This is a genomic window from Oceanobacillus caeni, from assembly GCF_042678465.1.
Classification (GTDB): domain Bacteria; phylum Bacillota; class Bacilli; order Bacillales; family Amphibacillaceae; genus Oceanobacillus; species Oceanobacillus caeni.
Window position 1 is genome coordinate 108,141 of the sequence record NZ_JBHTKV010000005.1, and the last position, 18,002, is coordinate 126,142.

The window sequence follows — 18,002 nt, forward strand, 5'->3', positions numbered from 1 at the left end:
GTAAAAGAGTAATTTTTTTCAAACTAAAGTAAAAAAATCTGATACTTCCTTACTCAAGGAAACATCAGATTCACTACAACTTCGAATAAAGCCTATTCTTCCACAAACAACGGCATTAATTCCTGTTTATACACATCAACTAAGCCTATATCTGAGATACGAATTTCTGGTATAACGGTTAATGTTAAAGATGAAAAAGCCATCGCTGGTGCTCGTCTTCCTACTTTTACCCCCATTGATTTAGCCACTTGATTAAATCGTTCTACTTTTACAGCAATTTCCTCAATCGGTTCTGGTGACATTAATCCTGCCAATGGGAGATCTACTTGTGCTTGAACTTCTCCATCTTTAACAAGACATAATCCACCACCTGATCGTTCGAGTTGCTTAATAGCAAGTAACATGTCTTGTGCATTTGTTCCGGCCACGACTAAGTTATGACTATCGTGCGCAACCGTTGTAGCATACGCTCCTTCACGAAGTCCAGAATTTTCAATAACACCTACAAATGGTTTCTTATTTTGTCCGTGCCTACCAATAACCGTTACAAACGCATGATTATCCGGAAGTTTGCTAATTACACCATTCTTCACTTCTACATCCACTTTACCTTTTGCGGTAGTGCCATTTAATTGCATTTCCATTGTGTGTAAAGTTGCAATTCCATCTTTAATCGGCGCTTTAATAATTAAATCTTCCTCCGTTAATTCGGGGATATTCACTGTATTTCTCAATAGCGGAGGAACACTACTTGTGATATCTTCTATAAGTTCGCCGCTTCTCACCATTTGCTTTCCTTCAACGAACACGTCCGTTATTTCCATATCGTCTAGTGAGTCTACTAAGGAAAAATCAGCACGATACCCTGCAGCAATAGCACCACGATCGTTTAGACCATAGCGAATTGCTCCATTGAGAGATGCATAGCGAATGGCTAAAGGGGCTGGAATCCCTTCTTCAATACAACGGCGTACAACGCGATTCATTTGGCCATTTTTCAGCATATCATTTGGTTCTATGTCATCTGTACACATCGCAATATTACTAATGTGAGGTACTTCCCTCCATGCTTCCGCGGCGATAGCTGCAAATTGGCTGATACTGGACTCCCTAATATAAATGAGCATTCCAGCTCTTAACTTTTCTAAGATTTCATCAGTAGAACGGCTCTCATGATCAGAGTTTACCCCTGCAGCTAAGTAAGCAGCGAGATCTCTACCATACACTCTGGGTAGATGACCTTCATTTCTCACACCAGCATCTAACCCTTTTTGGACAATGCCTGCCATTCTTGGATGTTGCTTGATCACACCTACATAATCCATAAGTTCTGCTATACCTACAACATTTGGTAGATGAAGCATGGTTTCTATATCTTTTGGATGAAATTCGGCTCCTGCAGTTTCTAAATTAGGAACTGCTGGCACACAAGAAGGTATCGTAGTAAGGATCTCAACCGGCAAATCCTTACTTGCCTCTATCATGTATTTTACCCCTTCCATTCCCATGACATTACCAATTTCGTGTGGGTCAATCACTGCAACCGTTGTTCCGTGACGCAGGACTGCTCGGGCAAACATATCAGGCGGAATCATCGTGCTCTCAATATGTACGTGGCAATCAATTAGACCTGGAATTGCATATTTCCCTTTTGCTTCCATTTCCTCTTTCCCTATCATTTGAAAAGATGGCTCGTTATCCTTATACGTAGCAATAGCTGCAAATCTATCTTCTTTCACTCCGATATCGGCTTTATATATTTCTGCAGTGAACACATTTACTAGATTTACTTCGCGAATCACCAAATCCATTTCTTCATCGCCTCTTGCGGCGGCAACGATATGTTCTCGTGTATACATCATTAAAAAACCTCCTCGTCATAAATATTAATGTGCTAAGGAAACAAAATAAGCAATTAAAGGAATCAATAAAATGTATAGACCCCAATGTAATTCTTTATGTCTGCCAGATAAAAGTTTAAGAACAACATAAATAATAATTCCAGCAGCAATCCCATTACCAAAATTAAATGTAAAGATTGTGATAACAATCGTCATAAATGCAGGCAATGATTCTGTCACATCATTAAAATTAATATTTCGTACAGAAGAAAGCATTGTTAACCCAACTAATATTAACGCTGGAGCAGTTGCCTCTGTGGGTATAATTAAAATTAATGGAGTGATGAACAAAGTTAATAGAAATAAAATCCCAGTCGCTACGGATGTTAATCCAGTTCGACCACCTGCTTCTACTCCCGCTGCCGATTCGACATAGGTCGACATTACTGGAACAGAAAAAAGCGATCCTAATACCGTACCACCCGCATCCACTACGAATGGTTTATCAATATTCGGTAAATTTCCGTTCTTGTCTAACATATTTCCTTTACTTGCAACACCCAAAAATGTTCCAAGACTAGAGAAAAAATCTGGTATGAAAAAAGCTAAAATTAATGGAAAGTAGGCTAATTTTAAAGCTCCCATAATATCTAGTTGAAATGCAATTGGAGCTATACTTTCCGGCATCGAAAAAATCTTATCTGGAATAGTTGTAACTCCCATTGGAATACCAATCAACGTAACAATCACGATACCGATAAGTAAATGACCACGAACATTTCTTGCTAATAGTACACTCATAATTAAAAAGCCAATTAATGCTAATATTGCGTTTGGAGAACCAATATCCCCCAGTTGCAGTGAGTTAGACTTTTCACTAGCAACGACGAGCCCCGCGTTACGAAAACCAATTAACGCAATAAATAATCCTACACCTGCCCCAACCGATAGTTTAATAGCTGGAGGCATTAGTTTTACTATAAGCTGGCGTAATCCTAAAACGGTAAACAGGACAAATAGTATCCCAGATATGAATACCATTCCCATACCAACCTGCCATGGTATGCCCTCCGAGACAACTAAGGTTATGGCAAGGAAACCTACAGACCCTAATCCTGGACCAAGGGCAAAAGGACGATTACTATATAATCCCATAATAATGGTAACAATACCAGTCATCAGAATAACCGCAACGGTTACAGGCCCTTTTGGCATCCCCGCTTCTTCTAGCATACCCGGTACAACAATCAACACATATAACATCGTCATAAAGACAGTTAGTCCAGCCGTCACTTCCGTCTGCACATTTGTCTGATGCGAATTCAATTTAAAAATTCTTTCTGTCCATTCCTTCATGTCTATACTCCTCTCAAAATGTACAAAAAACCCGAACATTATACAGTAATACAACAAAATTGTTCGCCTTTATGTTTCAAACTTATCAACAAACTTTTAAATTGTCAATATATTTTTAGAATAACTTCAAAGGAATGTATGTATTTATAGGATTATATCTATCATTTTTATCCTCTACAGGTAATTAGCGTTATAAAACACGAACAATTAAAAAAGAAAGCTAAAAAGACACACAGTAAACGAATTTGCTTACTGTGTGTCTTTTGTATATTAACCCAATTGAATCCGTCTTAACGAGTCCGTTCCACGGTAATACCTTCATAATCCTGAGTATGGTTTAACTTTGTACAGTTTCTACCACGTTTCCTTTTCTGCTAGCTTTCTCTTTATTTAGGCTCAGCATGATGAGGAAGGAGATGATATAAAGAATCGCTAAGTAAATCATTGCCATTGTCATATTATAATGTTGTAAAATAAATCCAACTAAAATTGGAGATAACCCACCAACTGCACGTCCAAAGTTGAAAATGGTATTCGTTGCAGTACTGCGAATTTTCGCAGGATAAAAACTACTTATTAACGCTCCATAGCCAGCAAACATTCCGTTCGAGAAGAAACCTACGATCGCACCACCAATTAATACACCCGCACTACCTGTTGCGAATGAGTAAAGAAATACTGCACTAGCAGAGGCAAGTAGAAACAATCCATAGGCACGCTTTGCACCAAATTTGTCCATAATCATTCCAAAGGTCAACATTCCAATAATCATACCGACCGCAGTACTAATCGTCCAAAGTGCAGAGCTTGATACAGATAGCCCCTGTGATTCTTGGAGCATAGAAGGAAGCCAAATCATTAAACCATTATATCCAGCAATCTGAACAGTTGCCATAATGGCTAAAGAAATCGTTGTAATTGCTATTCTTGGTGTGGCAAACAATTGAATTAATTTACCTTTTTCTTTCTTTTGTTCCTCTTTATTATCCTTTTGTGCTTTCAACCATTCCGGAGATTCGTCTAAGTTTCTTCGTACGATAAAGGCAAAAATAACTGGAATCACACCAACTAAGAATAATGCCCTCCATCCAAAAGTAGGTAGTATCATGGCACTTAAAAATGCTGCTAAAATCACTCCGTATTGTGCCCCAACACTTACATAAGATGAAGCTCTTCCTTGTTTACTTTTAGGCCATGCTTCTGCCACTAATGCCATTCCAATTCCATATTCTCCACCTGCACCAAGCCCAGCAATAAACCTAAAAATATATACCTGTTCTATACTTGTCGCAACAGCAGTTAATGCTGTTCCAATTGCAAATAAGAAAATCGTATACGTGAAAACTTTCACACGGCCAAATTTATCCGCTAAAATCCCAAATATCATTCCACCAAGCAACATTCCAATATTTGTTATGGAAGAAATAAAACCACCAGTTGCAAGATCGATATTAAATTCAGCAACAATCATAGACATTGCAAATGATATGAACATAATATCCATACCTTCTAATGTCAAACCAGTTACGGATGCTACTACTGTTTTTTTACGATAATCCATCGTTTTCCCTCCATATTCGTATCATGTGTTTTTTTTAGAAAGGAAAGGATAAAACCTTCCTACTCCATTTGTGAAGCAAGGGAGGGAATGGAAACTTATCTAACATTTCCATTCTCTTTTCAAGTCTCACAGAACTTTGATTTAAAAGAGATTAAATCAAATATATTAAAAATGCCCTTTTGTCTCAGAGACAAAAGGGCATAAGAAAGCATACTTCTATTCCGTGCACCCTTTTGGCCTCTCTGGACCCAATTAAAGGTTTTATTTGTACTTATACTATCACGTTAGTAATTTAGTTACAATAGAAAATTTTGGTTTTAAAATCACTTTAAAATCTGGTATTCAAGAAATCAATGGGTTAATGCCGTGATTACTAGATTAGTCTCTTCGATTAACGAATTCATGAGCACAAGTATCGAATTAATTTTTTACATCTTAACCTAAACAAAAACCCCGAACCAATTTGTTCAGGGCTTTGACTATTTTTACTTTTCCTTTTGTTCAACAGATGCACCAATAAAGCCTTTAAACAAGCTTTGCGCTCTTGTTGGACGTGATGTGAATTCAGGATGGAATTGACAAGCAACAAACCATGGATGATCTTTTAATTCGATTGTTTCAACTAATCTTCCATCTGGGCTTGTACCAGAAAAAATAAAGCCTGCTTCTTCCATTTGTTCACGGTAATCATTATTAAATTCATAGCGATGACGGTGGCGTTCTTCCACTAAATCCGCTCCATCATATGCCGCTTTTGCTTTCGTTCCATCCACTAATTTACATGGATAAGCACCTAAACGAAGTGTACCGCCTAAATCCTCTACACCTTTTTGCTCCGGTAAAAGGTCAATGATTGGGTGTGGAGTTTGTGGATCAATTTCTGAAGAATGTGCACCTTCTAATCCAAGAACATTACGAGCAAATTCTACCGATGCTAACTGCATTCCAAGGCAAATCCCGAAAAATGGGATGTTATTTTCACGTGCATAGCGGATAGCAGAAATTTTACCTTCAATTCCACGATCACCAAATCCACCAGGAACTAGAATTCCGTCTACGCTTTTCAATTCTTCTTTAATACCATCTTCTGTTAATCTTTCTGAATTAATCCAATGTACATTAATGTCAGCATTGTACACATAACCAGCATGTTTTAAGGATTCCACAACAGAAATATACGCATCTTGAAGTTCTACATATTTACCTACTAAACCAATATTAACGGTTTTAGAAAGATTTCTTACTTTGGAAACAAGTGTTTTCCACTCTTCCATATTTGCCGGACTACAATCTAAGCCAAAGTGATCACAAGTTAATTGGTCTAATTTTTGTTCTTGTAATGTAAGTGGAACTTGGTATAGTGTATCCGCATCAGGCATTTCGATAACAGCTTTTTCATCAATATCACAAAATAGGGAAATCTTTTCTTTCATTTCTTTGCTAATTGGTTCTTCTGTTCGAAGTACGACAACGTTAGGTTGAATACCTAAAGAACGTAATTCTTTCACACTATGTTGAGTTGGCTTTGTCTTTAGTTCTCCAGCTGCTTTAATGTATGGAACAAGTGTACAATGTACATACATCACACTGTTTCTTCCCACATCATTTTTAATTTGGCGAATAGCTTCTAAGAATGGTAAAGACTCAATATCACCAACTGTTCCACCAATTTCCGTAATAACGACATCTGCTTTCGTTGCCTCTCCAGCACGAAATACTTGGTCTTTAATTTCATTTGTTATATGAGGGATAACTTGAACGGTACCACCTAAATAGTCGCCGCGTCTTTCTTTTCGTATCACACTAGAATAGACCTTCCCCGTTGTAATATTGCTATATTTATTTAAATTAATATCAATAAAACGTTCATAATGGCCCAAGTCTAAATCTGTTTCTGCTCCATCTTCTGTCACGAAAACTTCACCGTGTTGATATGGACTCATTGTACCCGGATCAACGTTAATGTATGGGTCAAATTTTTGAATCGTTACTTTCAGACCACGGTTTTTTAATAATCGGCCTAGTGAAGCAGCTGTTATGCCTTTTCCAAGTGAAGATACAACCCCACCTGTTACAAAAATATACTTCGTCAAAATTCATCCCTCTTTCTTAGGTTGTTCGTTTAAGTGCGTGTTCAAAAAGGAAGATGAAAAGAACCGAGGTCGGCTAAATGCGCAATTTCCTATTACAACACTGCCCCTACATAGGGGTATGTCATTTTCACCGGCCTTTTTGAACATCCTCTCTTTAAACCTATTTTGTACTAATAAAGTAATAAAATGAGTTCTAATGGAAAAAATCTGCAACAATCATAAAAGCTTCCCAGCACTTATGGTAAGGAGACGTGGAAAGCTATTATAATCAATACAGATTCTAAGGTTAATAAAAAATAAAAAGCGCCTCCCTTAAAACCAGTAGGGAGACGCTATGTTCCTGTCAAATAGAGCCCAAGTAAAATTGTACTCACTAGTTCAATAAAAGTCAATAATTGTTTTTAGAGGTTGTTCAAAAAGTCCGGTAATAAAATCCCACCGTTTATTTCTCTTCCTCTTCTTCTTCGTCATCAAGCTCTTCATCGTCGAATTCTTCATCTATCTCTTCTTCATCCTCATCAAAGTCATCGAATTCATCTAAGTCCGGATCTAATTCCTCATCATCTTCGTCCAGATCCTCAGCTTCGTCATCGAAAACCTCATCGATGTCTTCATCTTCAAGAAGATCGTCTTCCTCCTCGAAGTCCTCTTCTTCATCAATTTCCTCTTCTTTACGCTTTTTCTTCGTTGCCTTTTTCTTTTTCTTCTTAGGAGTATGTACTTCTTCGTCTGCTTGCTCGATTGGGTACCAACGTTTTAATCCCCACATATTAGAACCTAATGTTGTGAATCGTCCATCGACGTTTAAATCTGTATAAAATTGTGCTATTTTTTCTTCCTTTTCGGCTTCAGAAAAACCTTTTACTTCTGCAACTTTGTCAAAAACGTCCTTGAAGTGTAGGGCTTTTTTCTCTTCTTTTAAGATAATACTTGCCAATTCTAACATGGACATATTTTCAATTTGTTCCGGGCTATAATCTTTTAAGCTCACGGTTAGCACTCCTTTGACTTGTATAATGATGGCTTAAATGCCTTCTAGATTTAACCATTGTAGACGATGTTCAAAAAGTTCCTCCTTTTTGAACATGTACTTGTAATGACTATATTTAACTACAATGCAATATGCTTTTCAAGAGACATACCTAACATTATAAACAAACTTGTATCGTTTATGCCTTATTTTAACATAAAAAAGTTGAGAAAATAACTCTTCTCAACTTTAATAATCGAGATCATGTACCTTGTATTCTTTCAAGCTTTTCACCTTTTGCCATTATTACTTTATATTCCTTACATATTTCTTCTATACTGTCCGCCAACTTCGTATAGTGCTTTGGTGATTTGGCCGAGGCTAGCTACTTTTACGGTATCCATTAGTTCTTCAAAAATATTTCCTCCAGAAGCTGCTACTTCTTTTAACCGTTCCAATGCTTCTGGTGTTTGTGCTTGATGTTTTTCTTGAAATTTTTTCAATTCGACAATCTGATGTTGTTTTTCTTCTTGAGTGGCACGCGCAAGTTCCATGGAATCAATTTCTTCATCCGATGTTGGGTTTGGATTTAAGTATGTGTTCACACCAATAATTGGAAGCTCACCAGAGTGTTTCTTACTCTCATAGTAAAGGGACTCTTCTTGAATCTTTCCACGTTGGTATTGGCGTTCCATTGCTCCTAGTACCCCACCACGATCATTCATTCGTTCAAATTCTTGTAAGACAGCTTCTTCCACTAAATCTGTAAGCTCCTCTATAATGAATGAACCTTGAAGTGGATTTTCATTTTTCGTATAACCAAACTCTTTATTAATAATCATTTGAATTGCCATGGCACGACGAACCGACTCTTCCGTTGGCGTTGTAATCGCCTCATCATAGGCATTCGTATGCAGTGAGTTTGTATTATCTTGGATTGCAAGTAACGCCTGTAAAGTTGTTCGAATATCATTAAAATCAATTTCTTGGGCATGTAAGGAACGTCCGGAAGTTTGGATGTGATATTTCAACTTTTGACTACGTTCATTTGCACCATATTTATCACGCATCACAATGGCCCAAATTCTTCTTGCCACCCTTCCAATAACGGTATATTCCGGGTCTAGACCATTTGAGAAGAAGAAGGATAAATTCGGTGCAAACTTATTAATATCCATTCCTCTACTTAAATAATATTCTACATACGTAAAACCATTTGCTAGTGTAAATGCCAACTGAGTAATTGGATTCGCGCCCGCTTCTGCAATATGATAGCCGGAAATCGAAACAGAGTAATAATTTCGCACATTCTTATCAATGAAATATTGTTGAATATCTCCCATCATTCGAAGCGCAAATTCCGTAGAGAAAATGCATGTATTTTGTCCTTGGTCCTCTTTCAAAATATCTGCTTGAACCGTGCCACGGACAACTGATAATGTATCTGCTTTAATTTTTTCTAATTCTTCTTTACTAGGCTCACGACCTTGTTCCTCTTTAAACTTATCCACCTGTTGATCAATCGCTGTATTAAAATACATCGCTAAAATGATTGGTGCTGGACCATTAATCGTCATCGATACAGAGGTTAGCGGATCTGTTAAATCAAAACCAGCATAAAGTTTTTTCATATCATCTAAAGTACAAACATTCACACCACTTTCTCCAACTTTCCCGAATATATCTGGTCGGTAAGCTGGATCCTCTCCGTACAATGTTACGGAATCAAATGCAGTAGATAGCCGTTTGGCATCATCATTCTTAGATAAATAATGGAATCTTCGGTTTGTTCTTTCTGGTGTTCCTTCCCCAGCAAATTGTCTGGTAGGATCTTCCCCTTCTCGTTTGAACGGGAACACCCCAGCAGTGAATGGGAATGCGCCAGGTACATTTTCCTTTAGCATCCACATTAATCGCTCTCCCCAATCTTGATATTTCGGAAAAGCAACTTTAGGAATCTTAAGACCTGACAAAGATTCTGTCGTAATATCCATTTCAATCTCTTTATTACGAACTTGGAAAGTCATTTTGTCTCCACTATATCGATCCTTTAAGGCATCCCAAGAATCTAATAGCTTCTTCGCAGTTGGATTTAATTGTTCCTCATAACGATCCAATGTCTGTTTTAAATTCGTTAAAACACCTTCTCGTTTAAAGGTCTTCACTTCTGTAGCCGCTGCCATTTCCTCATCCAACATTTCTATCGCTTCTTCGTGCTCGATTGCCTTCATGGCTCCATCTAATTGATATAATTTACGAGCAATTGTACTTTGTTTTTCAGCATCTTCGTGATATTTACGAACGTAATCTGCAATCTCACGTAAATAGTGGCGACGATCATTGGTGATAATACGATTATGTTTTTCGGCAATTCGATTCCTTTCAAAATCAACAGACACATTCCATTCATAACGTTCATTCAGCGTGTCGATTATAGCAGCAAATAATGCATTGGTTCCTTCATCATTAAACTGACTAGCAATCGTACCAAAGACAGGGAATTTTTCCTTCTCTTGTTGAAATAACATACGGCTACGTTCATATTGTTTACGAACTTGATTTAAGGCGTCTTCAGAACCCTTTTGTTCAAATTTATTAATCACGATAAAGTCTGCATAATCAATCATATCAATTTTCTCTAATTGAGTCGGTGCCCCGTATTCAGACGTCATGACATACATGGATAGGTCTGTAATGTCCGTTATAGCGGCGTCTCCTTGCCCAATTCCACTCGTTTCCACAATGATAAAGTCAAATCCAGAGGCTTTGACAACATCAATGACATCTTGAATCGCTTTGGATAATTCCGTTCTAGAATCTCTTGTCGCTAAGGAACGCATATAAACACGGTCGCTAAAAATAGCGTTCATACGGATTCGGTCACCTAGTAAGGCCCCACCCGTTTTCCTTTTCGTCGGATCGATGGAAATAATCGCTACTTTCTTATCTAAAACTTCATTCATAAATCGACGAATTAATTCGTCCGTTAAGGAACTTTTTCCTGCTCCACCAGTACCTGTAATCCCAAGAACAGGTGTATTTGGTCTCGCTTTTTCTTTTAGCTTGTTTACTACACGTTGTTTTTCTTCCAAATCTGTTTCTTCCGATTCAACAAATGTAATAAACTTAGCCATTGCATTTCGATCACCTTGAAGAAGTTTCTCCATGTCTTTCTCCAAATCAATTGGCGGTATAAAATCACATAATTCTAGCATTTTGTTAATCATACCTTGCAGTCCGTACTTACGACCATCTTCAGGTGAGAAAATCCAAGAAACTCCATAGTTATGCAATTCTTTAATTTCTCTTGGGATAATTACCCCTCCTCCACCACCAAACACTTTAATGTGGCTCGCTCCCAATTCCTTTAATAAATCAATCATATATTTAAAATATTCCACGTGCCCACCTTGATAAGATGAAATCGCAATACCTTGAACATCTTCTTGAATTGCTGCATGAACTACTTCTTCTACCGAGCGATTATGACCAAGATGAACTACCTCTGCTCCACTAGCTTGGATAATTCTTCTCATGATATTAATGGATGCATCATGCCCATCAAATAAACTTGACGCAGTTACAAAACGAACAGGATTTTTCGGACGGTACACTTCTACTTGTTCCACTGTATTTCCCCCTTCCATTTACTTTTCAGCGGCCCTTAACATCGCATTGATTTGCAAATGAATATACTCTTCAAGTGAAAATTGCTTTTGTAAAATCCATCTGCGAAATCCCCACATATGACCTTGAACAAAAATATTATTCGCTAAAATAACCGCTTCTTGCTTCGTTATTTGTTCAGGAATACAATTTAGAATTACCTTTTCCAGTATATCCACCATATTCCGCTCTTTTTGCAATATATAACCTCTTGTTTCTTGCTTTAAAGACTTCGCTTCCTGATATAGAATTAAAATTTCCTCTTGTAAGTCATCCATTAAATAAAAATAGGATTCAATAACTTTCACTAAACTCTCGCGGGAAGGCTGCTCTAATTCAAAAGCATTCTCTATTCGTTCTCGGACTTGTTCATATATCGCATCACAAGTTAGATATAAGACATCTTCTTTCGTTCGAATGTATTCATAAAGTGTTCCAATACTAAAACCAGATGCTTTTGCAATTTCTCTTGTTGTTGTCCGGTGGAAGCCCTTTTCTTTAAACAACGAAATAGCACCTTTTATCATTTGATCTCGGCGTTTTTTAATGAGTTCTTGGTCCTTTACGTTGGATACCACTTTATTTTTACTCAACCTTCTCAGCCTCCTTCCACTTCACTAATACATCTTTCGCAAGCTTATACGGATCATTCATGGAGTCCATCGCTGGAAGGTTGTTGTCATGATCATGCTCAATAAAGGTTTTCACCTCGCGCCAAATTTCTTCTCGAATTAACTCGTATACCTCTAATTCGAATTGAGCATTCCTTTTTCGTTTTCCTTCTTGTGTCGAATATAAATAATCGTGATGTTCCTTGATTTTCTCCCATAATTCATCTATACCTTCATTTTGGGTGGTTATTGTTTTCACAATCTCTACCATATGATCTTCCGTTGCAGTCATCATGACAAGTTCCCTTAATAACCGCTTCAGCTTTCTAACCCCATCTAAATCCGCTTTGTTTATAACAAATAGATCAGCGATTTCCATGATTCCTGCTTTAAAAATTTGTAGAACATCTCCGCTATTAGGAGTTAAGACAACAGCTGTTGTATCTACTATTTTCATAATGTCTAATTCCGATTGGCCTACCCCAACGGTTTCAACAATGACAACATCAAATCCAAACGCATCACATATTCGAACGGCATCTTTAGTTGCCCGTGCAAGTCCACCTAAGCTACCACGTGTTGCCATACTTCTTATGTACACACCATCATCGATAAAATGTTCATTCATTCGAACCCGATCCCCCAGTAATGCCCCTCCACTAAATGGACTTGTTGGATCAACCGCTATAACAGCAACCGTTTTTCCTTCCTTTCGAATCTGTGAGATTAACCGATTCACAAGGGAACTTTTCCCAGCACCCGGAGAACCCGTTAACCCTACATATATTGCTTGCTTTTGTAAAGAAAAGACATCACTAAGAAGTTCTAATTTGTCAGGATGGTCATTTTCTACCATTGTGATTGCTCTTGCTAATGCACGCACTTCCTTGTTTTTTATCCGTTCTACTATTTCATGCATTTTTTACTTCCTTTCAAATTACATCTATTCGTTCATTTGGTAAGGTTGTTGTATTTTATCCGAAGCCCATATACACTTCTAGTACAGGACCTATTTCTGCTAAAAAGGCCTTCGGGCGACCACCTTACACATGTAGATGAACCACCTTTCTGAAATATCAGCATTCACCCACGGGATATTGGCACTAATCCCCGGATATCAGCATTCACCCCCAGAATATCGGCACTAATCCACGGATATCAGCATTAATCCACGGAATATCAGCACTAATCCACGGATATCAGCATTCACCCACGGAATATCGGCACTAATCCACGGATATCAGCATTAATCCCCAGAATATCGGCACTAATCCACGGATATCAGCATTCGTCCCCGGAATATCGGCACTAATCCTGGGATATCAGCATTCACCCTCAGAATATCGGCACTAATCCACGGATATCAGCATTCACCCCCAGAATATCGGCACTAATCCACGGATATCAGCATTCACCCACGGAATATCGGCACTAATCCACGGATATCAGCATTCGTTTATCTTTATCAGCCAATTAATTATTTAGTAACCATTCTTCCGATAACCAATCGTTGGATTTCATTGGTACCTTCATAAATTTGTGTGATTTTTGCATCACGCATATAGCGCTCAACAGGATAATCCTTCGTATAACCATATCCACCAAAAATTTGAACTGCTTCCACCGTTGCTTTCATTGCGGTATCTCCAGCAAAGAGTTTCGACATGGCCGATGCTTTTCCATATGGAAGACCTTCTGATTCTAGCCAGGCTGCTTGATATGTTAATAGTCTTGCAGCTTCTATTTCGGTAGCCATGTCTGCAAGTTTAAAAGAAATTCCTTGGTTTGCTGCAATTGGTTTACCAAATTGTTCACGTTCTTTTGCATAGTTCACGGCTGCATCAAGAGCACCTTGTGCAATTCCAAGGGCTTGAGCCGCAATTCCATTTCTTCCACCGTCCAGTGTAGTCATGGCAATTTTAAATCCGTCACCTTCTGCACCTAACATGTTCTCTTTCGGTATACGGCAATTTTCAAAAATAAGTTCTGTCGTCGGGGATGAACGAATACCGAGTTTCTTTTCTTTCTTACCAAAAGAGAATCCCTCTGTTCCTTTTTCCACTATAAACGCACTAATCCCTTTATGCTTTGCATCTGAATCGGTCTTTGCGAATACAATATAAATATCTGCTACTCCACCGTTTGTAATCCATACTTTACTTCCACTTAAGATGTAATCGTTGCCATCTCTTTTCGCGACTGTTTTCATTGAAGCAACGTCACTTCCAGCTCCCGGCTCAGATAAAGCATACGCTCCTAATGCTTCACCAGTTGCTAGACGCGTTAGGAAGTTTTTCTTTTGCTGTTCATTTCCATATTTAAAAATTGGCCAACTTGCTAGGGAAAGATGTGCAGATAAGGTAACTCCTGTTGAGGCACATACTCGCGACAATTCTTCCACTGCGATGACATAGCTCACATAATCTGATTCAATCCCACCGTACTCTTCTGGCCAAGGGATTCCTGTTAAACCGAGCTCAGCCATTTTGTCGAATATGCTTCTATCAAAACGTTCTTCTTCATCACGTTCTGCTGCTGTAGGTTCTACTTCGTTTTCTGCAAAATCTCGGACCATTTTTCTTAACATTTGTTGTTCTTCTGTTAATTGGAAATTCACTATTTATCCCCCTCGTTTCTATAAATCAGTTATTTAGTAATTGATTTGCTATAACTATATGTTGAATCTCATTTGTTCCCTCATAGATTTGCGTTACCTTTGCATCGCGGAAGTATCGTTCTATCGGGAAGTCTTCTGTATATCCGTTTCCGCCAAAGATTTGCACTGCTTCGATTGCTAATCTCATAGCTGTATTGGAAGCATACATTTTCGCCATGGATGCCTCTTTAGCGCAATTTTGGCCTCTATCCACTAGAGATGCCGCATGGTAGACTAACAGTTTCGCTGCCTCTACTTCCGTTGCCATATCAGCTAATTTAAAAGATATTCCTTGGTTTGCTGCAATCGGTTTGCCAAATTGTTGTCTTTCTTTTGCATAGTCAATCGCATGTTGTAATGCCCCTTCTGCAATACCAAGGGATTGTGCGCCAATGCCAATTCGCCCTACATTTAAGTTAGACATGGCAATCTTAAATCCTTCCCCTAATTTACCTAAAAGCTGTTTTTTTGGAACGATACAATTGTCAAAGCTTAACTGTACCGTGTTAGAACCGTGGAGCCCCATTTTCTTTTCTTTTTTCCCTATCTGCAGTCCATTAGCGTCTTTTTCCACAATAAAGGCACTAATTTCATCTTTCTCTGTTCTAGCAAAAGTAATATACGTATCCGCTTCCCCACCATTGGTTATAAAGACTTTTGATCCATTTAACACGAAATGATCGCCATTATCTTTTGCGGTTGTTTTTAAGCTTTTCACATCTGAACCGGAACCTGGCTCTGTCAATGCAAAAGCCCCTAAATATTCCCCTGATGCTAGTTTTGGAATGTAGTGCCTTTTCTGTTCATCAGTGCCAAAATTAAGAATCGGATTGGTGCCAACAGAAGAGTGAACCGATAGTATTACCCCTAATACGGGACTTACTTTAGACAATTCATGAATAGCAATGATATAAGTAGTGAAATCCATCCCACTCCCACCATACTTTTCTGGAATGGAAATCCCCATTAAACCGAGTTTCCCCATTTTCTCAACTATTTCTTTTGGAAATCGATCCTCTGTTTCCATCCTACCAATCTCTTTGGCTACTTCTTTCTCAGTAAAACCACGGACCATCTTACATATCATTTCTTGTTCTTCTGTAAAACGTAGCTCCATCTGTACAGCCCCCTATTAGGTGCAATTAACTATATTCATAAAATCCTCTAGCCGTTTTCTTACCGAGCCACCCAGCTTTTACATATTTTCGAAGTAATGGACATGGGCGGTATTTACTGTCCCCCAATCCTTCGTGAAGAACTTCCATAATGGATAAGCATGTATCTAATCCAATAAAATCGGCTAATTGAAGTGGTCCCATTGGATGATTCATCCCTAATTTCATTACTGTATCTACATCTTCTGGTGAGGCAACCCCCTCATAGACGGTATAAATTGCCTCATTAATCATCGGTAATAAAATCCGATTCGATACGAAACCAGGGAAATCATTCACTTCCACCGATATCTTATTTAATTGTTTCGAAGTATAAGCAATAGTGTTATATGTTTCATCACTCGTCGCAAGCCCTCTAATAATTTCCACTAACTTCATCACTGGAACTGGATTCATAAAATGCATCCCGATTACCTTTTCCGGACGATTGGTTACCGCTGCAATTTCTGTTATCGGAAGCGAAGACGTATTGGATGCTAATATGGTATGCTTCGGAGCAATTTGATCTAATTCCTTAAAAACACTCATCTTCGCTTCCATACTCTCCACAATTGCCTCAACGACAAGGTCACAATCTCCAGCATCTTTTATCCTTTCAGAAGTAGATAATCGACTTAATGCATCCGCTTTGTTTTTTTCCGTTATCTTTCCTTTTGCAACATCTTTACTTAAAACCTTCTCAATAAAGCGAATCCCCTTTTGCAATGCTTCTTGATTTAGATCATTTAATATAACTTCATAGCCAGATTGAGCAAATACTTGTGCGATACCTGAGCCCATTTGTCCTGCACCAACTACCATTACTTTTTGAATGCTCATTTTTTTGCCTCCAAATTTTTAAATAGATTAATACTTTACTTGAATTATTGTTTTGGCACTTCAATTAAGATGGCATCTCCTTGACCGCCACCACTACAAATTGCAGCAATTCCCAGTCCTCCACCCCGTCGTTTTAATTCGTAAATTAACGTTAGGATAATACGTGCACCACTAGCTCCTATTGGATGCCCTAGTGCAACCGCACCACCATTTACATTTAGTTTCTCCGGATCCACCTTAGCTATTAGCCCACTTGCTAATGCTACAGCAGCAAATGCTTCATTAATTTCAAATAAATCTATATCCTCAATGGAATACCCCGTCTTTTCTAATAGTCTATTGATAACAACCCCCGGCGTTTGTGGAAAGTTCTTCGCTTCTACCGCGACTTCTGCATGACCTATAATAGTAGCTAATGGAGTTTTCCCTAATCTTTCAGCTTTCTCATCCGACATTAAAACAAATGCACCTGCGCCATCGTTAATTCCTGGTGCGTTCCCGGCAGTGATTGTTCCATCTTTATCAAAAGCTGGGCGTAAGGTTGCAAGTTTTTCAACTGTTGTATCTTTTCTTGGAGCTTCATCTGTATCTACTAGAATTGGATTACTCTTACGTTGCGGGATTTCAACAGCAACGATTTCCTCTTTAAATTTCCCAGATTCTATTGCTTCGATTGCTTTCATATGGCTTCGGTATGCCCATTCGTCTTGAGCTTCTCTTGTTAGGTTAAATTCTTCTGCTGTGGAATTCCCGTATGTCCCCATGTGAACGCCTGTAAAGGAGCATGATAATCCATCATGAATCATTAAATCTTTTATCTTACTATCTCCCATTCGACTCCCCCATCTTGCGTCTGGCATGAAATATGGTGCATTGGACATACTTTCCATTCCACCGGCAACGATCACTTCTTCGTCTCCTAAGCGAATAAGCTGATCGGCTAATGTAACAGCTCTTAATCCTGAGGCACAGACTTTATTAATCGTTTCTGTTTTTACTTCCCAAGGGATTCCTGCTTCCCTTGCTGCTTGGCGAGACGGGATTTGTCCTTGACCACCTTGTAGTACAGTTCCGATAATGACTTCATCTACTTCTGACCCGTCTAATTCCGCTCGATTTAATGCTTCTTCTATCACTTTTCCGCCTAGTTGAGGTGCAGTTAAAGCTTTTAGGGCTCCTCCAAATTTTCCAAAAGGTGTTCTTGCTCCAGAAACGATTACGGTTTTCTTCACTTAAAACTCCCCTTTTTATATA

The 18,002-nt window shown here is 38.4% G+C and carries 12 protein-coding genes; all 12 read right to left on the bottom strand.

Going from position 1 to position 18,002, the window contains the following annotated elements:
- Positions 1–92: 92 nt before the first annotated feature.
- The 12 genes from ade to ACFQ18_RS05930 all read right to left on the bottom strand — a co-directional run bounded on the left by ade (position 93) and on the right by ACFQ18_RS05930 (position 17,980).
- Positions 93–1,862 carry an adenine deaminase gene (gene ade / locus ACFQ18_RS05875; RefSeq protein WP_204797971.1) on the bottom strand — a complete coding sequence of 590 codons (1,770 nt, stop codon included), beginning with the start codon at positions 1,860–1,862 and terminating at the stop codon, positions 93–95.
- Between the two features lie 24 nt (positions 1,863–1,886).
- On the bottom strand, positions 1,887–3,197 hold the full coding sequence (locus tag ACFQ18_RS05880) for an NCS2 family permease (RefSeq protein ID WP_047186676.1): 1,311 nt from the start codon (positions 3,195–3,197) through the stop codon (positions 1,887–1,889).
- 337 nt (positions 3,198–3,534) lie between these two features.
- Positions 3,535–4,758, bottom strand: a complete 1,224-nt coding sequence (locus ACFQ18_RS05885) for an MFS transporter (RefSeq protein ID WP_204797970.1) — start codon at positions 4,756–4,758, stop codon at positions 3,535–3,537.
- Between the two features lie 485 nt (positions 4,759–5,243).
- Positions 5,244–6,851 carry a CTP synthase gene (locus ACFQ18_RS05890; protein ID WP_047186674.1) on the bottom strand — a complete coding sequence of 536 codons (1,608 nt, stop codon included), beginning with the start codon at positions 6,849–6,851 and terminating at the stop codon, positions 5,244–5,246.
- A gap of 442 nt (positions 6,852–7,293) precedes the next feature.
- Positions 7,294–7,842 (bottom strand): DNA-directed RNA polymerase subunit delta, encoded by a 549-nt coding sequence (gene rpoE, locus ACFQ18_RS05895; protein WP_204797969.1) that lies wholly within the window; start codon positions 7,840–7,842, stop codon positions 7,294–7,296.
- A gap of 299 nt (positions 7,843–8,141) precedes the next feature.
- Positions 8,142–11,450 carry a fused isobutyryl-CoA mutase/GTPase IcmF gene (gene icmF / locus ACFQ18_RS05900; protein WP_204797968.1) on the bottom strand — a complete coding sequence of 1,103 codons (3,309 nt, stop codon included), beginning with the start codon at positions 11,448–11,450 and terminating at the stop codon, positions 8,142–8,144.
- A gap of 18 nt (positions 11,451–11,468) precedes the next feature.
- A complete protein-coding gene (locus ACFQ18_RS05905) occupies positions 11,469–12,080 on the bottom strand; it encodes a TetR/AcrR family transcriptional regulator (protein ID WP_204797967.1) in 612 nt (203 codons plus the stop codon).
- Positions 12,073–13,017, bottom strand: a complete 945-nt coding sequence (meaB, locus tag ACFQ18_RS05910; RefSeq protein WP_204797966.1) for a methylmalonyl Co-A mutase-associated GTPase MeaB — start codon at positions 13,015–13,017, stop codon at positions 12,073–12,075. Before meaB ends, ACFQ18_RS05905 begins: the two co-directional genes overlap by 8 nt.
- 558 nt (positions 13,018–13,575) lie before the next feature.
- The gene (locus ACFQ18_RS05915; RefSeq protein WP_060668875.1) at positions 13,576–14,715 is read right to left on the bottom strand and encodes an acyl-CoA dehydrogenase; all 1,140 of its coding nucleotides are present in this window, start codon (positions 14,713–14,715) and stop codon (positions 13,576–13,578) included.
- A gap of 25 nt (positions 14,716–14,740) precedes the next feature.
- Positions 14,741–15,871 carry an acyl-CoA dehydrogenase gene (locus ACFQ18_RS05920; RefSeq protein ID WP_145524041.1) on the bottom strand — a complete coding sequence of 377 codons (1,131 nt, stop codon included), beginning with the start codon at positions 15,869–15,871 and terminating at the stop codon, positions 14,741–14,743.
- A 25-nt stretch (positions 15,872–15,896) separates the two neighbouring features.
- Positions 15,897–16,748 carry a 3-hydroxybutyryl-CoA dehydrogenase gene (locus ACFQ18_RS05925; protein ID WP_047186667.1) on the bottom strand — a complete coding sequence of 284 codons (852 nt, stop codon included), beginning with the start codon at positions 16,746–16,748 and terminating at the stop codon, positions 15,897–15,899.
- Positions 16,749–16,792: 44 nt separating this feature from the next.
- Positions 16,793–17,980, bottom strand: a complete 1,188-nt coding sequence (locus ACFQ18_RS05930) for an acetyl-CoA C-acetyltransferase (RefSeq protein ID WP_060668876.1) — start codon at positions 17,978–17,980, stop codon at positions 16,793–16,795.
- Between the last annotated feature and the right edge of the window lie 22 nt (positions 17,981–18,002).

What these genes read in the sequence shown, in the direction of transcription:
- ACFQ18_RS05880 (WP_047186676.1), bottom strand. Translation starts at nt 3,197, where the DNA reads ATGAAGGAATGGACAGAAAGAATTTTTAAATTGAATTCGCATCAGACA.
- ACFQ18_RS05925 (WP_047186667.1), bottom strand. Translation starts at nt 16,748, where the DNA reads ATGAGCATTCAAAAAGTAATGGTAGTTGGTGCAGGACAAATGGGCTCA.
- ade (WP_204797971.1), bottom strand. Translation starts at nt 1,862, where the DNA reads ATGATGTATACACGAGAACATATCGTTGCCGCCGCAAGAGGCGATGAA.
- ACFQ18_RS05885 (WP_204797970.1), bottom strand. Translation starts at nt 4,758, where the DNA reads ATGGATTATCGTAAAAAAACAGTAGTAGCATCCGTAACTGGTTTGACA.
- meaB (WP_204797966.1), bottom strand. Translation starts at nt 13,017, where the DNA reads ATGCATGAAATAGTAGAACGGATAAAAAACAAGGAAGTGCGTGCATTA.
- ACFQ18_RS05920 (WP_145524041.1), bottom strand. Translation starts at nt 15,871, where the DNA reads ATGGAGCTACGTTTTACAGAAGAACAAGAAATGATATGTAAGATGGTC.